The sequence below is a fragment of the Leucobacter allii genome, assembly GCF_022919155.1.
In the GTDB taxonomy this organism is placed as follows: domain Bacteria; phylum Actinomycetota; class Actinomycetes; order Actinomycetales; family Microbacteriaceae; genus Leucobacter; species Leucobacter allii.
The window spans coordinates 363959-382158 of the sequence record NZ_CP095045.1 but is presented as its reverse complement, the minus strand read 5'-3'; the positions used below and the strand labels follow the sequence as shown (position 1 = coordinate 382158).

The 18200-nt window shown below is 72.0% G+C and carries 16 protein-coding genes; 6 read left to right on the top strand and 10 right to left on the bottom strand.

Translation table 11 applies throughout. From position 1 onward, the window contains the following. The first annotated feature begins 248 nt into the window (after positions 1–248). Positions 249–2216 carry an RNA polymerase sigma factor gene (locus MUN78_RS01680; protein ID WP_244728355.1) on the top strand — a complete coding sequence of 656 codons (1968 nt, stop codon included), beginning with the start codon at positions 249–251 and terminating at the stop codon, positions 2214–2216. Between the two features lie 12 nt (positions 2217–2228). Here MUN78_RS01680 and MUN78_RS01675 read toward each other — a convergent pair whose 3' ends face one another. The 5 genes from MUN78_RS01675 to sdhC are packed head-to-tail and all read right to left on the bottom strand — an operon-like array spanning position 2229 to position 6790. Beyond that, complete coding sequence (locus MUN78_RS01675; RefSeq protein ID WP_244728353.1) at positions 2229–3293, bottom strand: YihY/virulence factor BrkB family protein; 1065 nt, start codon at positions 3291–3293, stop codon at positions 2229–2231. A gap of 51 nt (positions 3294–3344) precedes the next feature. Then, the gene (locus tag MUN78_RS01670) at positions 3345–4112 is read right to left on the bottom strand and encodes a succinate dehydrogenase iron-sulfur subunit (protein WP_244692704.1); all 768 of its coding nucleotides are present in this window, start codon (positions 4110–4112) and stop codon (positions 3345–3347) included. Positions 4113–4115: 3 nt separating this feature from the next. After that, positions 4116–5948 carry a succinate dehydrogenase flavoprotein subunit gene (gene sdhA / locus MUN78_RS01665; RefSeq protein ID WP_244728351.1) on the bottom strand — a complete coding sequence of 611 codons (1833 nt, stop codon included), beginning with the start codon at positions 5946–5948 and terminating at the stop codon, positions 4116–4118. 45 nt (positions 5949–5993) lie between these two features. Beyond that, positions 5994–6440 (bottom strand): succinate dehydrogenase hydrophobic membrane anchor subunit, encoded by a 447-nt coding sequence (locus MUN78_RS01660; protein ID WP_244692702.1) that lies wholly within the window; start codon positions 6438–6440, stop codon positions 5994–5996. 17 nt (positions 6441–6457) lie between these two features. Then, entirely contained in the window at positions 6458–6790 is a 333-nt protein-coding gene (gene sdhC / locus MUN78_RS01655; RefSeq protein WP_244692701.1) for a succinate dehydrogenase, cytochrome b556 subunit, read from the bottom strand. 419 nt (positions 6791–7209) lie between these two features. Between sdhC and MUN78_RS01650 the strand changes: the two genes are divergently transcribed. After that, the gene (locus MUN78_RS01650) at positions 7210–8340 is read left to right on the top strand and encodes a mannose-1-phosphate guanylyltransferase (protein WP_244728350.1); all 1131 of its coding nucleotides are present in this window, start codon (positions 7210–7212) and stop codon (positions 8338–8340) included. A 25-nt stretch (positions 8341–8365) separates the two neighbouring features. Here MUN78_RS01650 and MUN78_RS01645 read toward each other — a convergent pair whose 3' ends face one another. Together MUN78_RS01645 and MUN78_RS01640 are read right to left on the bottom strand one after the other, a co-directional pair. Then, positions 8366–9079, bottom strand: a complete 714-nt coding sequence (locus tag MUN78_RS01645) for a PDC sensor domain-containing protein (RefSeq protein WP_244728348.1) — start codon at positions 9077–9079, stop codon at positions 8366–8368. After that, positions 9076–9915, bottom strand: a complete 840-nt coding sequence (locus MUN78_RS01640; protein WP_244692698.1) for a FadR/GntR family transcriptional regulator — start codon at positions 9913–9915, stop codon at positions 9076–9078. Before MUN78_RS01640 ends, MUN78_RS01645 begins: the two co-directional genes overlap by 4 nt. A gap of 194 nt (positions 9916–10109) precedes the next feature. On the opposite strand from MUN78_RS01640, the gene MUN78_RS01635 reads away from it, so the two are divergent. From MUN78_RS01635 to MUN78_RS01620, 4 genes are all read left to right on the top strand, one after another. Next, positions 10110–11189, top strand: a complete 1080-nt coding sequence (locus tag MUN78_RS01635) for an ABC transporter ATP-binding protein (RefSeq protein ID WP_244728346.1) — start codon at positions 10110–10112, stop codon at positions 11187–11189. Between the two features lie 112 nt (positions 11190–11301). Then, complete coding sequence (locus MUN78_RS01630) at positions 11302–12486, top strand: ABC transporter substrate-binding protein (protein ID WP_244728344.1); 1185 nt, start codon at positions 11302–11304, stop codon at positions 12484–12486. Positions 12487–12582: 96 nt separating this feature from the next. Continuing rightward, positions 12583–13467, top strand: a complete 885-nt coding sequence (locus tag MUN78_RS01625; RefSeq protein WP_244728342.1) for an ABC transporter permease — start codon at positions 12583–12585, stop codon at positions 13465–13467. A 9-nt stretch (positions 13468–13476) separates the two neighbouring features. Then, positions 13477–14286 carry an ABC transporter permease gene (locus tag MUN78_RS01620; protein ID WP_244728340.1) on the top strand — a complete coding sequence of 270 codons (810 nt, stop codon included), beginning with the start codon at positions 13477–13479 and terminating at the stop codon, positions 14284–14286. Positions 14287–14295: 9 nt separating this feature from the next. Here the strand turns inward: MUN78_RS01620 and MUN78_RS01615 are convergent, their stop codons facing one another. The 3 genes from MUN78_RS01615 to MUN78_RS01605 are packed head-to-tail and all read right to left on the bottom strand — an operon-like array spanning position 14296 to position 18100. Beyond that, the gene (locus MUN78_RS01615; protein WP_244728338.1) at positions 14296–15552 is read right to left on the bottom strand and encodes a glycosyltransferase; all 1257 of its coding nucleotides are present in this window, start codon (positions 15550–15552) and stop codon (positions 14296–14298) included. Next, positions 15552–16739 carry a glycosyltransferase gene (locus MUN78_RS01610; RefSeq protein WP_244728336.1) on the bottom strand — a complete coding sequence of 396 codons (1188 nt, stop codon included), beginning with the start codon at positions 16737–16739 and terminating at the stop codon, positions 15552–15554. Before MUN78_RS01610 ends, MUN78_RS01615 begins: the two co-directional genes overlap by 1 nt. Before the next feature lie 59 nt (positions 16740–16798). Beyond that, a complete protein-coding gene (locus MUN78_RS01605) occupies positions 16799–18100 on the bottom strand; it encodes an MFS transporter (RefSeq protein ID WP_346730603.1) in 1302 nt (433 codons plus the stop codon). Positions 18101–18200 lie beyond the last annotated feature (100 nt).

Below are 18200 nucleotides of genomic sequence, written 5' to 3'. Positions count from 1 at the left end.
TTCCTTGGGTTGGGGGGATCGGCAGCGGAAGCCGGGCACGTATAGGAGACGGCATCGGGGCCCGATCGTGACGCGCGTTTCGAGAAAAACTTCGAAAACCCTCCGGGAGACCCCGCCGGTGGTCGTCAGGCCCCGGAAAACGGTGGATACTGGAGTCGGGAGAGGATGTCGGTGGCAGCACCGCATCGGGGATCGGGCGGCGGGATGCGCGCCCGAGGGATTTCTGGTGAGTGCGAATCGAGGTGACCATGCCCATCTTCCCAGCGCATGAGCGCTCGGACGCGGAGCTGCTCGACGACTGCCGCGCCGGCGACACCGCCGCCTTCGGCGTGCTCTGGGAGCGCCATCGCCGCGCCGGCTACGTCGCGGCGCGCAACCTCGCCCCCTCCCTGAGCGCCGACGACCTCGTCGCGGAGGCCTACCTGCGCATCCTCGAACTCGTCACGGACGGCCGCGGCCCGCACGGCGCCTTCCGCCCCTACCTCTACCGGGTGATCCGTTCGATCGCCGCGGACACGTACCGCTCCCCCGAGGACTCGAGCGACGAGCTCGACGCGATCCCGGACCTCACGGATGCCGTGCCGTGGGAGGAGCGCTCCTTCGACCGCGACGCCGCGGCCCGCGCCTTCGGCACGCTCAACGAGCGCTGGCAGGCGGTGCTCTGGTACACGGAGGTCGAGGGCATGCCGCCCCGGGAGGTCGCGAAGCTGCTCGGGATCTCGCCGAACAGCGTCTCCGCGCTCGCCGTGCGCGCGCGCGAGGGCCTGCAGTCGGCCTGGGTGGAGGCGCACGTCGATCGTGAGCTCGCCGACGCGGCCTGCCGGACGACGCTCGGGCACCTGCAGCGCTACCAGCGCGGCAAGCTGACCGCGGCCGCGAGCCGCGACGTCGCGGCGCACCTCGACGCGTGCGACTCCTGCGCGGCCGCCGCGCGCGAGTACACCGTGCTGAATCGCCAGCTCGCGCTCGTCCTCGCCGGCATCCTCCTCGGGATCGGGCCGGCCTCCGCGCTGCTCGCGGGCCTCGGCCCGTCCACCGCCGCGTCGGCCGCGACCGGAGCGACGGCGGGGATCGCGAGTCCGGGAAGCGGCGCCGGGGCGGGAAGCGGCGGTGCGGCGGGCGGGAACGCCGCGGGCGCGGGCGCCGCCGGTGCCGGGGCCGCCGGCGCGGGGACCGGACTCGCCAGCGCGCCGGGCCTCGTGATCGTCGGGGCGCTCGCCGCCGCAGCGATCGCGATCGGCGCCACGGCGTTCGGCCTGTCCCGGAGCGACGCCCCGCCCGCGGTCGACGCGGTCTCCGCACCGGCGGATGCGATCCGCCCGTCCGACGGAGCCGAGCACCCGGGCACCGCGACGCCGGTCTCCCGCGACGCGTCCGCGGCGGCCTCGGCCGCGGCGGACGCCGACGGGGGCACGCACGGCGGTGCGGCACCGGGCCGAACGGACGCCCCCGATTCGGGCGCCGACGGCTCCGATGCCGGCGGCGGGATCGGAAATGCGACGCGCGCCTCGGCCGACGCCGGCGGCACGAGCGGCGCGTCCGGCGCGACCGCGGGATCGAGCGCCGATGCGAGCGCCGGATCCGGAACGGGCGGGTCGGCCACCGCGGGCTCCGACGCCGGATCGTCGGTGCGCGGCGCCGCCGACGCCTCCGCGGCCGGCACGGCGACGGCCGCCGCCGGCGCGAGCGCCTCGGCATCCGCGCGCGCCTCGGCATCCGCGCGCGCCGACGCGACGTCGGCGGCGCAGGCGAGCGCAGACGCCCAGGGCGGGAGCTCCGATGCGACGAGCGACGCCGGGGCGTCCGGATCCGCCGCGTCCTCGTCGACGGCGGATTCCGCCGCCGAGGGGAACGGCGACGGATCGGATCCCTCGCTCTCGGCAGGCTTCCTCTGCTTCGAGGGTACCGGCGTCGGGAACGTGCACCTGCGCGGCAGCGCGAACGAGGCGGGCGCGGTGACCGCCCGCGTGACGCTCCCGGACGGCTCACGGGCGATCTACGAGGACACGCCGGGGGTCGGCATGCTCACGCAGCAGGACCGAGCGTGGTGGTCCTCGGACTCCATCACGCCCTTCTCGAGGTGGTCGGCTCTCCCGAACGTGCCGCTCGACGACGTGGTGCTCGAGCTCCGACTGACCGCGGCCGATGGCCGGTACTCGCCGTGGATCCCGGTCGACACGAGCAGCACCGCGGGCCCGCTGCCCGGCGGGTGCTGAGCCTCGGCGCTCCTACTCCAGGAACCCCGTCGGCCGCCCGAGCCCCAGGGATCGATCCGCGCCGACCGCGACCCAGGATGCCGTGAGGAGGAGCGCCCGGCACACGAGGTTGAACCACACGAGCAGGCCGATGAGCACGGCGAAGGTGGCGAGCAGCGGGTTGCTCGTCGCGCTGCCGAGCAGCAGCGTGCCGAGCACCTTGAGCACGAAGAGCGCGGCACCGCCGAGCGCGCAGCCGCGCAGCAGCAGCCAGCGCCGCACCCGGACCTCCGCCAGGAAGGTGTGGATCGCGACGAGCACGGCGACGTCGAAGACGTACATCGACGCGTACCGGGCCGTCATGCCGATGCCGCTCACGAGCCAGCTGTCGGGATCCCATCCGAGCCAGTCGATGATCGTGCCCATGAGGTTCGAGCTCAGCAGCGTGAGCCCCGCGGAGACCAGGATCGCGACGAAGAAGGCGAGGGCGAGGGCGAAGTCGCGGAGCTTCAGCAGCACGGCGTTGCGGTACTGCTTCACCTCGAGCCCGAAGATGATCCGGATCGCGCGTCGCGTGCCCGTGAACCAGGTGATCGCGACCCACAGCAGCGACAGCGCCGCGATCGCGCTCGTCCAGGACAGCACGCGCACCGACAGCACCGCCGCCTCGGTAACGATCCCGTTGTCTCCCAGGAGGCCGGGCACGAAGAGGTTGATCTGCTCGATGAGCTGCTCGAGCAGCTCGGGTCGGCTCTGGAGCCAGATCCCGACGATCCCGAAGCCGACGTACAGCCCCGCGAACACGGCGAAGAGCGCCTGGTAGCTCATGCCGGCGGCGAGCACGGTGCCGCCGACGTCGGTGAAGCGGGAGTAGGCCCGCCACGCGCGCAGCCGCCGCAGCCAGTCCCAGCGCTCGCGCCCGCGCTCGACGAGCTGCTCGACCCGCTCGGACTGCTCCACCCGCTGCGCCGCCCTGCCGATCCGCTCGGCTCCCTCGCTCAGGCGATCGCGCGCCGCGGCCACGAGCTTCGCCGTCGCGAAATCGGAAGCCCCGCGCCCCTCCCCCGGGTCGGGGGCGGGATCGCGGGGCTTCGTCATGTGGCCTATGCTACGGGCAGCGCCGGCGGCCCGATCGCGCCGTGGAACGGCTCAGGCGGTCTTGCCGGTGCGGATGGCGGCCTTCACCTCGGCGATGGCCTTGGTCACCTGGATGCCGCGCGGGCAGGCGTCCGTGCAGTTGAAGGTCGTGCGGCAGCGCCACACGCCCTCCTTGTCGTTGAGGATGTCGAGGCGCACCTGCGCGTTCTCGTCGCGCGAGTCGAAGATGAAGCGGTGCGCGTTCACGATCGCGGCGGGGCCGAAGTACTGCCCGTCGGTCCAGAACACGGGGCACGAGGTGGTGCACGCCGCGCAGAGGATGCACTTGGTCGTGTCGTCGAAGCGCTCGCGATCGTCGATCGTCTGCACGCGCTCCTTGCCCGCCTCGGGCGCGGTGCCCGAGACGAGGAACGGCTGCACCTCGCGGTAGGCGGCGAAGAAGGGCTCCATGTCCACGATGAGGTCCTTCTCGAGCGGCAGTCCCTTGATCGCCTCGACGTAGATCGGCTTCGAGATGTCGAGGTCCTTGATCAGCGTCTTGCAGGCGAGGCGGTTCTTGCCGTTGATGCGCATCGCGTCCGAGCCGCAGATGCCGTGCGCGCAGGAGCGGCGGAAGGACAGCGAGCCGTCCTGATCCCACTTGATGCGGTGGAGGGCGTCGAGGATGCGATCCGTCGGATACATCTCGACGTCGAAGTCCTCCCAGTACGCCTCCGCGTTCGATTCCGGCAGGTAGCGGCGGATCAGCAGCGTGACGGTGAAGGGCTTCGGCGCCTCGGGGGCGTCGGTCGATGCAGCCTCAGCGGTAGCGGTGCTCATGACCTAGTACTTCCTCTCCAGGGGCGGGTACCTCAACTCGCCCTGCTCGTTCTTGGTGACGACAACGGGCTTCCAGTCCAGGCGGATGTGGTCCTCGGGGTTCGGCGAGTGCGGATCGCCGGAGAGGTACGCCATCGTGTGCTGCATGTAGTTCTCGTCGTCGCGCTTCGGGTAGTCGTCGCGCATGTGCCCGCCGCGGCTCTCCTTGCGGTTGCGAGCCGTGTAGGCGAGCACCTCGGCGAGGTCGAGCAGGAAGCCGAGCTCGATCGCCTCGAGCAGATCGGTGTTGTAGCGCTTGCCGCGATCCTGCACGCCGACGTTCAGGTAGCGCACGCGGAGGTCGTGGATGACGCCGAGCACCTCGGTGAGCGACTCCTCCGTGCGGAAGACCTGGGCGCCGCGGTCCATGGCCTCCTGCAGCTCGCGGCGAAGGTCAGCCACGCGCTCGGTTCCGGTGCCGGTGCGGAAGCCCTCGACCAGCTCGCGGACGGCCTTCGCGGGGTCCTCGGGCAGCGGCACGAACTCCGCGCGGTTCGCGTAGTCCGCCGCGTTGTTGCCCGAGCGCTTGCCGAACACGTTGATGTCGAGCAGCGAGTTGGTGCCGAGCCGGTTCGACCCGTGCACGGAGACGCAGGCGCACTCGCCGGCGGCATACAGGCCGGGGACCACGGTCGTGTTGTCGGAGAGCACCTCGGCGTCGTTGTTCGTCGGGATGCCGCCCATCGCGTAGTGCGCGGTCGGGAACACGGGCACGGGCTCGGTCACGGGATCGACGCCCAGGTAGGTGCGCGCGAACTCGGTGATGTCGGGGAGCTTCGTCTCGAGCACCTCGGCGCCCAGGTGGGTGCAGTCGAGGTAGACGTAGTCCTTGTGCGGCCCGGCCCCGCGGCCGTCGAGCACCTCCTGCACCATGGAGCGCGCCACGATGTCGCGCGGGGCGAGATCCTTGATGGTGGGCGCGTAGCGCTCCATGAATCGCTCGCCGCTCGCGTTGCGCAGGATCGCGCCCTCGCCGCGGGCGCCCTCCGTCAGCAGGATGCCGAGACCGGCGAGACCGGTCGGGTGGAACTGGTAGAACTCCATGTCCTCGAGCGGGAGGCGCTGGCGCCAGACGATCCCGACGCCGTCGCCCGTGAGCGTGTGCGCGTTCGAGGTGGTCTTGAAGATCTTGCCGAAGCCGCCCGTGGCGAAGACGATCGACTTGGCCTGGAAGACGTGCAGCTCGCCGGTCGCGAGCTCGTAGGCGACGACGCCTGAGGGGCGGCGCTGGCCGTCGACCTCGGTCATCACGAGGTCGAGCACGTAGAACTCGTTGAAGAAGTTGACGCCGAGCTTCACGCAGTTCTGGAAGAGCGTCTGCAGGATCATGTGCCCGGTGCGGTCCGCCGCGTAGCAGGCGCGGCGGACGGCCGCCTTGCCGTGGTCGCGGGTGTGGCCGCCGAAGCGGCGCTGGTCGATCTTGCCGTCCGGCGTGCGGTTGAAGGGGAGACCCATGTTCTCCAGGTCGATGACCGCGTCGATCGCCTCCCTGGCGAGGATCTCCGCCGCGTCCTGATCGACGAGGTAGTCGCCGCCCTTCACCGTGTCGAAGGTGTGCCACTCCCAGTTGTCCTCCTCGACGTTCGCGAGCGCCGCGGCCATGCCGCCCTGCGCCGCGCCCGTGTGGGAGCGCGTGGGGTAGAGCTTGGTGATGACCGCCGTCCTGGCCTTGGGCCCGGCCTCGATCGCGGCGCGCATGCCCGCGCCGCCCGCGCCGACGATCACGACGTCGAACTGGTGGTAGGTGACGCCGTCCTTGACGGTCACCTCCTCGCCCTCATGGGTGTTGGTGGTCACGTATGTCCTCACTTACGATTCGAAAAAAGCCTGTGCCGGAGCGTCTCAGGACGCGGTGCAGAAGGACGCGACGAGCGCCGGGTCCGCGCCCGCCGGGCAGGGGTCGAGGGTGTAGATCACGAAGGTGCCGAGCAGGATCAGCAGCGCCGCGGAGAGGAACAGCGCGATCTTGAAGGCCTTCGCGAGCCCGGGCCGCGACACGTAGTCGTTCACGATGGTGCGCATGCCGTTGGCGCCGTGGATGAGTGCGAGCCACAGCAGCAGCGTGTCCCAGATCTGCCAGAACGGACTCGCGAGCTTGCCCGCGACGAAGCCGAAGTTGATGGCGTGCACGCCGCCGTCGGTGAGGAGGAGGTTCGAGGCGAGGTGGCCGAACACGAGCACGAGGAGCAGCACGCCGGAGACGCGCATGTAGATCCAGCCCCACTTCTCCCAGTTGGTGCGCTTGCGCGCGGGGGCGCTCGACCGCGGAGCGTCAATCGTCATCGTCATTTCCCGATCCCCTCGCCTCAGTGCCCGAACACGTTCATCAGGTGGCGCGGCAGGAAGCCGGCCATCGTCACGACCCACAGCCCGATGACGATCCAGAACATCGTGCGCTGGTAGCGGGCGCCCTTGCGCCAGTAGTCGACGAGGATGATGCGGATCCCGTTGTAGGCGTGGAACACGATGGCCGCCACGAGCGCGGCCTCGCCGAGGCCCATCACGGGCGTCTTGTAGGTCGACATGACGGCGTTGTACGCCTCCGGGCTCACGCGGATCAGCGCGGTGTCGAGCACGTGCACGAGCAGGAAGAAGAAGATCGCGACGCCGGTGATCCGGTGCAGCACCCAGGACCACATGCCCTCGTTGCCGCGATAGAGCGTGCCCCCCGGGCGGCTCTTCTTCCGGGCCGCAGGTGCGGCTTCTGCCGTTTGGGCTGACACTGGCTTCCTCCTCGGTCGTGCCTCGTCGAGCGGTGCTCGGCGGCTGACAGTGCGAACGTCCGCGACGCCGCAGCGCATGGGGGCGCCCGCGGTTTCGCCGCGCCCCCATTATGACACCAATCGCGTCCGCGCCCCGCATCGGCCGGGGCCCCGGAGTCCCGCGGAATCATCACGATTCGGGCCGCAAGTACATCAGATGATTCGGCCGAGTTGGCGCTTCTTCGATGCATGCATCTCCTCCGCGCCAGGCCGTCGTCACGGCGCCGCACCCGGCTGGACGCGCGCCGCCGCGGGCCGCTCGGGGCTCACGGGCCGGCACGGCTACGCTGGTGGGCATGTCCGAGCCCTCCGCGACCCCTCACGCCCTCGAGCGCCTCACCTGCGTCATCCCGGCCGGCGGCGTCGGCTCCCGCCTGTGGCCGCTGTCGCGCGCCAACGCCCCGAAGTTCCTGCTCGATCTCACCGGCTCGGGGGACTCGCTGCTGCGCGCCACCTGGAATCGGCTCGCCCCGATCGTCCCGCCCGAGCGCCTGATGGTCGTCACGGGCCGTTCGCACCGCGACTCGGTGGCCGCGCAGCTGCCGGAGCTGCCGTGCGAGAACCTCGTCACCGAGAGCGAGCCCAAGGACTCCTCGGCCGCGATCGGGCTCGCGGCGGCGCTGCTCGAGCTGCGTGATCCCGACGCGATCCTCGGCTCCTTCGCCGCCGACCACGTGATCCGCGGAGACATCCTCTTCCAGCGGGCCGTCACGACGGCGGTGCAGGCGGCCGACCAGGGCTACATCGCCACGATCGGCATCCACCCCTCGCACCCCGCGACCGGCTTCGGCTACATCTCCTGCGGGCAGGCCCGCGGGGACCTCGCCCCCTTCGACGTCTACGACGTGACCGAGTTCGTCGAGAAGCCCGACGCGGCGGAGGCCGAGGCCTATCTCGCCCGCGGCGGGTACCTCTGGAACGCCGGCATGTTCATCGCCCGGGCGAGCGTGCTCCTCGACCAGATGGCCCTCGCCGAGCCGGAGCTCGTCGCCTCGCTGCGCGAGATCGCCGCGAGCTGGGACTCCAAGCGCGGCGCGCAGGTGCGCGAGCGGCTGTGGCCCATGCTGCCGAAGATCGCGATCGACTACACGGTCGCCGAGCCCGCCGCGGCCGCGGGCAAGATGGTCTGCGTCGCCGCGCACTTCGACTGGGACGACGTCGGCGACTTCGCCTCCGTCGCGAACCTCCTCACCCGCGGTCGCGGCACCGACCTCGCCGTGCTCGGCGACGGCGCGCAGGTGCTCTCGGACGCCTCGAGCGGGATCGTCGTCTCCGAGAGCGACCGGCTCGTCGCGCTCGTCGGCATGGACGACGTGGTGGTCGTCGACACCGCCGACGTGCTGCTCGTGACCACCAAGAGCCGCGCGCAGGACGTGAAGCAGCTCGTCTCGCGGATGAAGGTGACCGGCGGCGGCCACCTCCTGTAGCCCCGGCTCGGGAGGACCGGCCGGCTCAGCCCGCGGCGAGGAGCGCGAAGGGGTAGCGCTGCGAGACGGCGACGCGCGCGTCGTCGCCGGAGTCGGACGCCTCGGCGGCGTCCGCGTGCCGGTCGCCCGTCTCGTAGGCGGGATCGCTCGTGACGACCACCCGTCCGCCCGCGTTCACGAGCGTGGCCTGCGCGTCCGCGGGCAGCTGCGGGAGCAGCACCCGCTCGAGGCTCGCGACGAGCACGTCGGCGCAGATCACCCCGGCGAAGGCGCCGCCGAGCCGCACGGGAATGGCCGCCGTGACCGTGATCTCGTTCGAGCAGAGGTAGTCGACGAACGGGCCGGCGACGTGACGCTCCCCCGTGGCCTCAGGCACCCGGTACCACTCCAGGCGCACGAGGTCGATGGCCGCCTGCCCCGGCCCGAAGGTGGAGGACGCGAGGAGGCCGCGCTCGGGGCCCTGCCACCACGCGAGCGGGTTCCCCTCGGACACCACGAGGGCGTTCGCGCAGTACCCGGCGCCGTAGAGCGGCCGGTCGACGGTGTCGAGGATCGCGTGGGCTCCCGGCTCGACGAGCGCGGCGAGCTGCGCGCCGGTCATCGGCCCGTCGGCGGCCCGCGCGGCGAGCGTGCGCTGGAGCTCGGGGAGCCAGGCCTCGAGCGGTGCGAACACGCCGTCGAAGAACTCGTCGACGCGCTCCATCGCGTGCGCGAGTGCGCTGGCGGTCTGCGTGCTCACGAATCCCCCTCGGCGTCGAGTGCGCGGCGGTCGTCACCTCCGCGGCGTGCCTCAAGTGTCGCACGGATCGCGGCGTCCGCGGGATCGGCGAGAAGCTCGGATCGGAAGCCGACGAGCCAGCGCACCGACGAGCGCACGCTCTCGCGCACGGCGGCTCGGGCGGCCGCGGCCTCCCCGCGCTCGGTCGCGGCGATCTGCGCGGCGAGCGCGTCGTGCGTCGCGAGGCGGGCGGCCGCGTCGAGATCCTGAAGGGCGAGGAGCGGGGTGAACTCCGTCTGCACCCTGACGTGCTCCGTGGTGAGGCGCACGGACTGGCTGAGGGCCGCGAGCTCGAGCTGCACCTCGGTGACGCGCCGGCGCCACACGTGCCGCTCGAGGCCGCGAGCGTCCTCGAGCATGCGCGCGACGACCCCGAGCTCGTCGGCGGTCGCGCGCATGCAGGCGAACTCCGCGCAGGCGCCGACGATGACCTCGTAGTGCACGCCGAGATCCGCGAGGGCGACGCGCGGCAGGTCCATGAGCGCCCGCGCGTTGACCTCCTCGACGGCGCCGTGCGAGGGACGCACGAAGCTGCCCCCGTTGCGCCCGCGCCGGGTCTCGATGAGTCCCCGGTGCCGCAGGCCGCTGAGCGCCTCGCGCACCGTCACGACCGCGACGCCGAGGAGGGCGGACAGCTCCGTCTCGCTCGGCAGCCGCTCCCCCTCCACGAAGGCGCCGACGGAGATGGCCTGGACGATCCGCGACTCCACGAGCTCCGTGCGGCCCTCGTCGCCGATCGGGGCGAAGGCGGCCGTGCGCAGGCGGCTCGGCGTCGCCTGCAGGAGGGTGCTGCTCACGCGCGTCCTCCGTCCGGGTCCCGTTCGAGCGTCTGGGCCTACGCACCGAGTCTGCCACGTCGGCGCCGCTGAAGGCTGAGTCGTCTCCGTGATCGAATCGTGACACGAATGTCGCTGCGCCGTCATAAACCTATAAACCCATATGTTATGGTTCTTCCATCGGTCCGACAACGATGTTGAGGAGATCCGGCACCATGCCAGACACCACACCCCCCGCAGCACCCGGCGAGATCGCCGTCGCCGTCCAGGGCGTCCACAAGCAGTTCGGCGAGCTCGTCGCGGTCAAGGATCTCGACATCGACATCCGCGCCGGAGAGTTCTTCTCGATGCTCGGCCCCTCCGGCTCGGGCAAGACGACGGTGCTGCGCATGATCGCGGGATTCGAGGAGCCGAGCGCGGGCAGGATCCTGCTGCACGGCGCGGACGTCACCCGCGCCGCGCCGTTCGACCGCGAGGTCAACACCGTCTTCCAGGACTACGCCCTCTTCCCCCATCTCTCGATCGCCGAGAACGTCGCCTACGGGCTCAAGGTCCGCGGCGTCGCCCGCGGCGCGCGCGCCGGGCTCGTCGAGGAGGCGCTCGCCCAGGTCCGGCTCGAGCACGTGGCCGGCCGGCTCCCCTCCCAGCTCTCCGGCGGACAGCGGCAGCGCATCGCCCTCGCCCGCGCCCTGATCCTGCGCCCGAAGGTGCTCCTCCTCGACGAACCGCTCGGCGCGCTCGACAAGCAGCTGCGCGAGGAGATGCAGGTCGAGCTCAAGCAGATCCAGCGCGAGGTCGGCATCACCTTCATCTTCGTCACCCACGATCAGGAGGAGGCGCTCACGCTCTCCGACCGCGTCGCCGTCTTCAACGACGGGCGGATCGAGCAGGTCGGCAGCCCGCGCGAGGTGTACGAGTTCCCCGAGACCGAGTTCGTGGCGAGGTTCCTCGGAGTCACGAACCTGCTCCCCTCGCCGCTCTCCCTCCGGCTGCTCGGCGACCCGCAGGTGCACAGCCTGCGCCCCGAGCGCGTGCGGCTGACCGATCCCGCCGCTCCGGTCGAGGAGGGCGCGGTCGCGATCCCCGGGACCGTCGCCGAGACCGTCTACGCCGGACCCCACACCCGCTACCTCGTCGACAGCGCCGACGGCACGCGCTTCATCGCGGAGCGGCAGAACGCGCACACGCCCCGCGTCGGTCCCGGCATCGCCCGGGGCGACCGCGTGAGCATCCGCTTCGATCGGGGCCACGCGACCCCGATCCCCGGCGCCGTCCCCGCGGCCGCGGCGGCCTGACGCGGCGGATCCCCCTGGACCCGCGCGTCGGCCGGACGCGACGGACCCGGACCTCACAGACCCGAACACCGCACCACCCAACACCGACACTCATCGCACGAAGGAGTCACTGATGCAGAAGAAGATGCTGGCCGTGCCGCTCGCCATGGCGGCGGCGCTGGGCCTCGCCCTCACGGGATGCTCGTCGAGCGGCGCCACCGACGACGCCGGCGGCGAGCTCCAGATCGACGTCCCCGACATCCCCATGCAGGAGGAGCTCGGCGATTTCGAGGACGAGGTGAACATCGTCGCCTGGTCCGGCTTCGTCGAGCCCGAGTGGTCCGACGCGTTCACCGCGGAGACCGGCTGCACCGTGAACCGCAAGGTCGCCGGCACCTCCGACGAGATGGTGCAGCTCATGCGCACCGGCAACTACGATCTCGTCTCCGCCTCGGGCGATGCGAGCCTCAGGCTCATCGTCGGCGGCGACGTGCAGCCGCTCAACCTCGAGCTCATCCCGAACTTCGGCGACGACATCGTCGAGGGCATGAAGGGCCAGCTCTACGACACGCTCAACGGCCAGTCCTACGGCGTGCCCATCGGCCGCGGCGCGAACATCCTCCAGTACAACACCGAGGAGGTCGCCGAGGCCCCCACCAGCTGGGACGTCGTCTGGGAGGAGGACTCGCCCTACGCCGGCAAGATCATCGGCTACGACGCGCCCATCTACATCGCGGACGCCGCGGTCTACCTCATGGCGCACGAGCCGGATCTCGGCATCACCAACCCCTACGCGCTCGACGAGACCCAGCTGCAGGCCGCGGTCGATCTGCTCACGCAGCAGAACGCGATCATCGGCGACTACTGGTCCGATCCGGTGAAGCAGATCACGGCCTTCAACGGCGGCGACGTCGTCGTGGGCACCTCCTGGGAGGTCCTGAAGAAGCTGTCCGAGAACCGCGCGCTCGAGGGCACGCTCCCCGAGGAGGGCTCGACCGGCTGGTCGGACGCCTGGATGCTCGGCGCCGAGGCGGCCAATCCGAACTGCGCCTACGCGTGGATGGATTACACGAGCGCCGCGGAGGTCAACGGGCAGATCGCCATGAACTTCGGCATGGCCCCCGCGAACGCCGCCTTCTGCGAGCTGAACGACGAGGCGCGCGAGCACTGCGAGCTGTTCAACGCGACCGACGAGGAGTACTTCTCGAACGTCTGGTTCTGGACGACCCCGATCGAGCAGTGCATCGACGGGCGCACCGACGTCACCTGCACCAATTTCCAGCAGTGGACCGACGCCTGGCTCACCGTCAAGGGATGACCGCCACGGGGTGACCCGGTCCGTCGGGGCGGCGCGCGCCGCCCCGACGGATCGACCCCCGCCCGCCCGATCCGCCTCGCAGAAAACGGAACCGACGTGATCTCCACCTCATCGTTCGAGACCCGGCCCAAGCCGCTGTCCTCGGCCCTGCACCGCCACCCGCGCGGTCGCCTCGCCTCGCTGCTCGCGCTGCCCATGGTGTGGCTCGTCGGCGTCTACATCCTCTCGCTCGCCCTCATGCTGCTCACGGCGTTCTGGGTGACCGATCCCTTCACCTCGAAGGTGAAGCCGGGCTTCACGCTCGACAACTTCGCGAGCATCTTCACGGTGCCCGCCTACTTCGCCGCCGCGGCGCGCACCCTCGGGATCGCGCTCGCGGTCACGCTCATCTGCGCGGTCCTCGCCGTGCCGCTCGCGATCTTCATGGCCAAGGTCGCGAGGCCCTGGCTGCGCGCCGTGCTCGCGATCGCCGTGACGCTGCCGCTCTGGGCCGGCTATCTCGTGAAGATCCTGTCGATCCGCATCGTGTTCTCCGACACCGGCTTCTTCACCTGGCTGTTCGGGCCGCTCGGGATCGAGAGCCCCGGCTACGGCGTCGTGGTCACGGTGATCGCGCTCGTCTACCTCTGGTTCCCCTACATGGCCATCCCGGTCTACACGGCCGTCGCGCAGATCCCGGTGAACCTCTTCGACGCCTCCTCCGATCTCGGCGCGAAGGGGCTGCGCACCATCACCACCGTGGTCGTGCCGCTGCTGAAGCCCGCCCTGATCGCCGGGTCCATCTTCACCTTCTCGCTCAGCCTCGGCGACTACATCGCCGCGAAGTTCGTCGGCGGCTCGACCCAGATGATCGGCACGATCATCGCCTCGAACATCAACCTCAACCCGCCGGTCGCCGCCGCCTTCTCGGTCGTGCCGATCGTCCTCGTCCTCGTCTACCTGCTCGCCGTCCGCCGCACCGGCGCGCTCGAGAATCTCTAGGAGGCCGCCGTGCTGCGTCTTGGCCGCGGATCGAAGATCGCCCTCGCGGTGATCGCCGCACTCATCATCCTCTGCACCTACGTCCCGCTGCTCGTCATCATCCTGAACTCCTTCAACTCCGGCAGGGTCGCCGGCTGGCCGATCCCCGGGTTCTCCCTCGTGTGGTGGGAGAAGGCGCTCAAGAACCCCGCCGTGCACGCGGCGGTGCTCAACTCGCTCATCGTCGCCGCGGCGGCCACGGCGATCGCGCTGCTCCTGGGCACGCTCTCCGCGTTCGCACTCCAGCGGTTCCGCTTCTTCGGACGCGAGGTCGTGAACCTCCTCATCATCCTCCCCATCACGCTCCCCGGCATCGTCACCGGCGTCGCGCTCTCCAACACGTTCTACGGGGTGCTCGATCCCATGGGCATCAAGGTCGGCTACGCCGGCATGATCATCGCCCACGCCACCTTCTGCGTCGTCATGGTCTTCAACAACGTCATCGCCCGCCTGCGCCGCATGCACCCCAACCTCGAGGAGGCATCGATGGATCTCGGCGCGGGGATCGGCCAGACCTTCCGGCTCGTGACCTTCCCGCAGTTCCGCAGCGCCTTCATCGCCGGCGGCCTCCTCGCCTTCGCGCTGTCCTTCGACGAGGTCGTCGTGACCATCTTCACGGCACCCCCGGGCGTCGAGACGCTGCCGCTGTGGATCATGAACCAGATGGCGCGGCCGAACGAGGCGAACCAGGTGAACGTGGTCGCCACGATCATCATCCTGCTCTCGCTCATCCCCGTCTACTTCTCGCAGAAGGCCTCGGCGGCGGCCGACGCGACGTAGGCGGGGCGCTCAGGATCGGGTGAGCGCCTCCCCGTACAGCCGCAGCATCGCCTCCGACCGGGCGGACTGCAGGAAGCGGGCCGACTCGGCCGCCGGGATGCGGAACCGCTCGGCATCCCCGGCCGCCGACGCCGCCGCGAGCTCGGCGACGGCGATGCGCAGCGCGCTCGCGAGGGCGGCGACCGAGGCGTCGGCGGCCCGCCACTCGACGCTCGCGGCCACGTCCTCGGCGATCGCGGGGTCGCAGAACACGGTCGGCGTGCCGAGCGCGGCCGCCTCGAACGGCGTGAGGCCCTGCGTCTCGAAGCCGATCGAGGTCTGCACGAGCGCGTCGGCGTCGCGCATGGCGGCGAGCGCCTCGGCGTAGGGCACGGGCCCCGCGATGCGCACCCGCTCGCCGAGGCCGTGCCGCGCGATCCGCTCGCGCAGCTGGGGCAGGAGCAGACCCGCGCCGTGGAGCACGAGCTCGGCGTCGATACCGGAGGCCGCGACGGCGTCGACGAGCTCGAGCACGCGCTTCTCGTGGCTCATGCGGCCGAGCCAGACGAGCCGCGGGCGCTCCCGCGGCGCGCGGGGAGCGGCGCGGGCCGCCTCGATCGCGGCGTCGTCGACGCCGCCGGGGGTCACCCGGACCGCGCCGTCCCCCGCCCCGGCGCGCACGCCGTGCGCCTCCAGCTGGCGGGCGAAGTGCCGGGACGGTGCGGAGATGCGGACCGCCTCGGCGGTGAGCTCGGCGAGGTAGCGCCAGGCGCCGCGGGCGCGCTGCGGGATGCGGACCGCCCCGTCAGCCGGGCGGACGCGGCCGAGCGCGAGCCGCCGCCAGCCGCGCAGCGCCCGGAAGACGAACGGCGCGAGCGGGGTGACCGCACGCGTGCCCGCATCGACGTGGTTGTGCAGCGTGATGACGAGCGGCACGCGCAGCCCGCGGGCCGCGCGGAGCCCGATCATGGCGCCCCAGAAGTCCCCCTGCACGTGGACGAGGTCGGCCCGCGGGCGGTCGGCGAGGGCGGCTGCGAGCACCCGGTCCGTGCGGGCGCCCGGCCAGCTCAGCCCGTACTCGCGGTCGCGCGTGATGGGGCGGGAGGGGAGATCGACGTAGGCCTCCCGATTCTCCCGATCGGTGATGTACTCGCGGCGGTGCAGGGCGGGAGCGGCGATCGTGACCCGGTGCCCGAGCCGCTCGAGGGCGCGGCGCTGCAGCCGGATCGCCACCTGCACGCCGCCGAGCGACTCCGGGTGCTGGTCGGTGACGATGAGGACGTGCATCAGCGGGCGCCGGCCTCGCCGCGGTAGAGCTGCTCGAAGGTCTCGAGGGTGCGGTCGATGTCGTGCGCCTGCACCGCCGCGAGCGAGGCCTCCTGCATCGCCCGGTACGCCTCCGGGGTGCGGTCGAGCACGTCCGCGATGCGCTCGGCGAGCTCGCGGTCGTTCCCCGGCTGGAAGAGGTAGCCGTTCTCGCCGTGCTGCACGAGGTGCGGCAGCGCCATCGCGTCGGCGGCGACGATGGGGAGGCCGGAGGCCATCGCCTCCATCGTCGCGATCGACTGCAGCTCGGCGATGGACGCGATGACGAACGCGCTCGCGCCGGTGAGTCGGGCGCGGAGCTCCTCGTCGGTGACGCGGCCCGTGAACTCGACGCGGTCGGCGATCCCGAGCTCCGACGCGAGCTTCTCGAGGTTGCGGCGCTGGTCGCCGTCGCCGACGACCGCGAAGCGCACGTCGAGCGCGGGGTCGAGGCGCGGGATCGCGCGGAGGATCACGTCGATCTCCTTCTCGAGCGTGACGCGTCCGACGAAGACGAGCGTGTGGGAGGTGCGGGGCGCGAGATCGGCCGTGTAGTTCGCGGCGCGCAGCCCGCAGCTCACGGGCAGCACCCCCCGCCGGTGGGTGCTGCGCTCGAGGAAGTCGGCGGCGCGGCGCGTGGGGGTCGTGACCGCCGACGCGAGCTTCAGCACGCGATCGGCCGCGCGCCAGCCCCAGCGCACGAAGACCCGCTTGGCCCGCTCCGGGAGCAGGGTGAAGTCGAGCACGTTCTCGGGCATCACGTGGTTGGTGGCGACGATCCGGATGCCGCGCTTCGCGCCCTCGATCGCGAGCGCGCGACCGATGACGATGTGCGACTGGATGTGGATGACGTCGGGCCTGACCCGGTCGAGCAGCCGCCTGGCCATGCCGCGGGCCCGCCAGGGCAGCACGAAGCGGAGCCAGTCGTGCGGGTACCAGCGCCAGCTGGCCCAGCGGTGCACCGTCATCTCCTCGCCCTCGATCGTCTCCACGAAGGCTCCGGCGCGCCGGTGCGTCACCGAAGGGGCGACGACGTGCACGTCGTGGCCCCGATCGACGAGGCCGGCGGCGAGCCGCTCGGCGAAGCGGGCGGCGCCGTTCACGTCGGGGAGGAAGGTGTCGCACCCGATGAGGATGCGCAGTGGTGCGGGACGATCGCTGGTGCTCACGGTGTGCGGGAGTCCTTCGGTCGGGGATCGGGGGCGCCGGTGGGCGGGCACGGACCAGTCTAGACAGCGCCGCCTCGGCGGCGGGTGGGCGCGCGGGGAACGTATCGGGGGACCCAGCGTGCGAATGCCGCGGCCCCGAGCACCGCGAGCACGCCCGTCGCCGCGGCGGCCGCCGGGAGGGAGACGACGGCGATCGCCGAGGCCGCGAGCGGTGCGGCCGCCCCGCCGAAATCGGTGAGGGTGCGCCAGGCGGCCAGATAGGGCGCGGGGTTCCCCGGCGGCGCGAGGTCGGCGCCGAGGGTCAGATTGATGCCGCTCGACAGGCCGTTGCCGAGGCCCATCGCCGCCCCGCAGGCGATGAGCCAGATCTCGGCGCCCGGAGCGTCGTGGGTGACGGAGAGCACGAGGAAGCTGAGCGCCATGGCGACGGTCGCCGGCAGCGCCGCCCAGAGCCGGCCGAAGCGGTCCATCACCTGCCCGCTCGCGTAGAAGAGCGCGAAGTCGATCGTGCCCGAGACGCCGACGACGAGCGCGACGGCGGCGGGATCCATGCCGATCGAGACGCCCCAGAGCGGCAGCAGCACGTCCTTGACGGCGCGCAGCCCGGCGAGGATCGCGGAGGCCCCGCCGACCCGCAGCAGCCCGCCGCCCCCCGCGCGCACGGCGCTCCGGATCCCGCCGGACGCGGCGTCCGGGCCGGGCCGGGCGCCGGAGCCCGCCGCGCCGCCCCCGGCGGCCGGGACCGCCCCCGGTGCCGCCCCCGGGGCCGATCCGGCGAGCGCGCTTCGCTCGGGATCGGGGGCGAAGCCGACGAGCGCGGCGGTGAGCGCGAGGCAGCCGACGAAGGCCCAGACGGGGAGCGACTGATCCCCCGTCGCGGCGAGCAGGCCGGCGGCGAGGAAGGGCCCGGCGAAGCGGCCGAGCCGGTGTGCCCCGCCGATCAGGGCGAGCGAGCGGGCGCGGAAGGCGACGGGGACGCGGGTCGTCATGAAGGCGTGCCGCGCGAGTCCGAAGGTCGCGGCCGCGAAGCCGACGAGGAAGACGGAGGCGCCGAGCAGCGCGAGGTGGGGTGCGAGCGCGACGCCGGCGGCGCCGAGCAGCGCGACGGCCGACGCCGCGAGCATGGCGATGCGCTCGCCGGCGCGCGCGACCACCCAGCTGGCCGGGAGGTTGCCGGCCAGCTGCCCGACGACCGCGGCCGAGGCGATGAGCCCGGAGAGCCCGATCCCCGCCCCCATGCCCGTGGCGATCACGGGGATCAGCGGCAGCATCGCGTACTCGCCGAGGGTGAAGAGCATCGTCGGACCGTAGATGCTCGGCGCCATGCGCAGGAGCAGGGCGCGAGCGGAGTTCGCCTGCACGGCTCCCAGCGTAGTCCGCCGCCGCGGCGGCTTCGCGGCAGGGGCTTCGCGCACTGGCTGTTTTCACCCAGGACGTCGGCGTTCTGGTGTCGCGCGCACT

Excerpts from the sequence above, each read along its gene's own strand:
- MUN78_RS01680 (WP_244728355.1), top strand. The coding sequence starts at position 249 with ATGCCCATCTTCCCAGCGCATGAGCGCTCGGACGCGGAGCTGCTCGAC.
- MUN78_RS01675 (WP_244728353.1), bottom strand. The coding sequence starts at position 3,293 with ATGACGAAGCCCCGCGATCCCGCCCCCGACCCGGGGGAGGGGCGCGGG.
- MUN78_RS01670 (WP_244692704.1), bottom strand. The coding sequence starts at position 4,112 with ATGAGCACCGCTACCGCTGAGGCTGCATCGACCGACGCCCCCGAGGCG.
- MUN78_RS01660 (WP_244692702.1), bottom strand. The coding sequence starts at position 6,440 with ATGACGATGACGATTGACGCTCCGCGGTCGAGCGCCCCCGCGCGCAAG.
- sdhC (WP_244692701.1), bottom strand. The coding sequence starts at position 6,790 with ATGTGGTCCTGGGTGCTGCACCGGATCACCGGCGTCGCGATCTTCTTC.
- MUN78_RS01650 (WP_244728350.1), top strand. The coding sequence starts at position 7,210 with ATGTCCGAGCCCTCCGCGACCCCTCACGCCCTCGAGCGCCTCACCTGC.
- MUN78_RS01635 (WP_244728346.1), top strand. The coding sequence starts at position 10,110 with ATGCCAGACACCACACCCCCCGCAGCACCCGGCGAGATCGCCGTCGCC.
- MUN78_RS01630 (WP_244728344.1), top strand. The coding sequence starts at position 11,302 with ATGCAGAAGAAGATGCTGGCCGTGCCGCTCGCCATGGCGGCGGCGCTG.
- MUN78_RS01615 (WP_244728338.1), bottom strand. The coding sequence starts at position 15,552 with ATGCACGTCCTCATCGTCACCGACCAGCACCCGGAGTCGCTCGGCGGC.